Annotated in this window: 2 protein-coding genes; one reads left to right on the top strand and one right to left on the bottom strand. The window is 27.0% G+C overall.

Annotation, left to right across the window (positions count from 1 at the left end):
- Positions 1-450 precede the first annotated feature (450 nt).
- Entirely contained in the window at positions 451-1,395 is a 945-nt protein-coding gene (locus C7N71_RS07955) for a protein rep (RefSeq protein WP_105988558.1), read from the top strand.
- A 551-nt stretch (positions 1,396-1,946) separates the two neighbouring features.
- Here the strand turns inward: C7N71_RS07955 and C7N71_RS08235 are convergent.
- Positions 1,947-2,117 carry a hypothetical protein gene (locus C7N71_RS08235; RefSeq protein WP_181399564.1) on the bottom strand — a complete coding sequence of 57 codons (171 nt, stop codon included), beginning with the start codon at positions 2,115-2,117 and terminating at the stop codon, positions 1,947-1,949.
- Between the last annotated feature and the right edge of the window lie 209 nt (positions 2,118-2,326).

The following is a 2,326-nucleotide window of genomic DNA, read 5'->3' as shown; positions in this document are numbered from 1 at the left end:
GCCAAATATAAATCCTAAAAATCCAAACATATCTTCCAACAAAATCACTCCAATATCTTTAACAATATTATTATTTAATTTCTTTTTCAAATGACAAAAAATATGTTTTATAAATAAATAATTTTTTGTCTTAGTTGAAATTTTTTTGTATCTCGATTTTTGTAAAAAATCGAGTTTCTTCTTATCTTGATACTATTAGAAATAACGTCATTTTCTAAATTTGCTTTAAATCATTGACACATGGGCGTTTGGTGTTATTATCTTGGTATAAAGAAAGTATAAAAAAAGCAACTCACGTTATCTCGAAAGTTTGGCGGCTATCGAAACGTCAGTTGCAATCTAATCAATAGAAACTATCCTACCAGTATTCTGGTAAGTTTTCAAGAATACATATTTAGCTTTTAATTAGATTGTAACTTCTAACGTGAGTGAGTTAGGAGTTTTTTATTTATGATAGAACATCAAGTTTTTACTGATTTAACTAAGAATGGTAAGCCTCGTCCTTGGAAAAAGAATAAATTAGATAATTTAACTTACGCTGAATATCTATTAATGCTTAATTATCGTAAAGCGACTAATGTTAAAGATTGTGGAAATGTTTTGAGATTTAAAAAAACAAAAGATGGTTTTCTTAAACTTTATCAGACTTGGTTTTGTAAAAGTCGATTGTGTCCATTATGTGCATGGAGGCGTTCTATGAAAAATAGTAATCAACTTATACAAATTTTAAATGAAGCTCATAGAGAATATCCTAATGGTTGTTTTTTATTTTTAACTTTAAGCACTAAAAATACTTATTCAGATACTTTAAAACCTGAAATGCAAAAAATGGGTAGATCTGTTTCTAAGCTTTTTCAATATAAAAAAATATCTAAAAATTTGCTTGGCTATGTAAGATCTACTGAAATTACAGTTAATCATGATGATGGTAGTTATAATCAGCATATGCATGTCTTACTATTTGTTAGCAGTAGATATTTTAAGGGATCTGAAAATTATATATCACAAGCTGAATGGACAAAATATTGGCGTAAAGCTATGAAACTAGATTATCAACCAATGGTTAATGTTGAAGCTGTTCACCCTAGCAAAAGTAAAAATGATTTGTTAGCAGGTGCTAAAGAAACAGCTAAATATCAAGTGAAGTCGGCTGATTATATCACTGATGATAAACAACGAGATTTACAAGTAACTGATGATTTAGAACAAGCCTTAAGTCATACTAGAGCAATTAGTTATGGCAAACTTTTTAAGACCATACGTAAAAAATTACAGTTAGAAGATGAAGATGATTTAGTTAATACTGATGATCCGAATGAGGATTCAGTATTAACTGATGCCGAGATTGTTGTTGCTAAATGGAACTATGAACTTCAGAATTACTTTATAAGCTAAATTTTAGCTTTCTAAGCTGTTTTGAACTTAAATCAAGACATTTTTGAACCAATAATAAAAAGGACGCCCTAAAAACGGACGCCTTTTTTTCTTGGTTGAATTTATCTTAAGAGTAAAATTATTAGCTTGTCGTAACAATTTTTGAATAAAGAACTATTAAAAAAATATTAAGTTAAGCAAAAAAATGGTACTGAAGCGAAATGTATTGAGCTTCGTTTTTGAATTTTTTATGCGATAAAAATATAAAAAACTATTCCCCTCAATTCTCTAAAAATGGTTTTGAATTTTGTATTTTTCTTTTTTTCTAGTGATCTTTTTCAGTTTTTATAAATAAAAATGAAACAGGATAAGGAGAAACTGGTACATCAAGATTGATGTACTCCGCCGTGGCGGAGTTTGTATTGGTACTAAAATAATATTTGAAACTTTTATAAATTAAAAAAAGACAACAACTAGACAACTAAATTAAAAAAAAGACAACAAGTAGTTGACCTTTATTAGACAACAAGTGGACAACCGATTAGTTGTCCACTTGTTGTCTTTTTATATTCTTATTTTTGCTTATTTTTTATTTTTTCTTTTAAATTTTTTAATTCTTTTTCTATTTGATTAGCTTTAACAAAACCTAAAATGCCAAATATAAATCCTAAAAATCCAAACATATCTTCCAACAAAATCACTCCAATATCTTTAACAATATTATTATTTAATTTCTTTTTCAAATGACAAAAAATATGTTTTATAAATAAATAATTTTTTGTCTTAGTTGAAATTTTTTTGTATCTCGATTTTTGTAAAAAATCGAGTTTCTTCTTATCTTGATACTATTAGAAATAACGTCATTTTCTAAATTTGCTTTAAATCATTGACACATGGGCGTTTGGTGTTATTATCTTGGTATAAAGAAAGTATAAAAAAAGCAACTCACGTT

The organism is Apilactobacillus timberlakei (genome assembly GCF_002993965.1).
Classification (GTDB): Bacteria; Bacillota; Bacilli; order Lactobacillales; family Lactobacillaceae; genus Apilactobacillus; species Apilactobacillus timberlakei.
Note: the sequence above shows the minus strand (reverse complement) of the source record. Positions and strands in the feature narration are given on the sequence as shown.

What these genes read in the sequence shown, in the direction of transcription:
- C7N71_RS07955 (WP_105988558.1), top strand. Translation starts at nt 451, where the DNA reads ATGATAGAACATCAAGTTTTTACTGATTTAACTAAGAATGGTAAGCCT.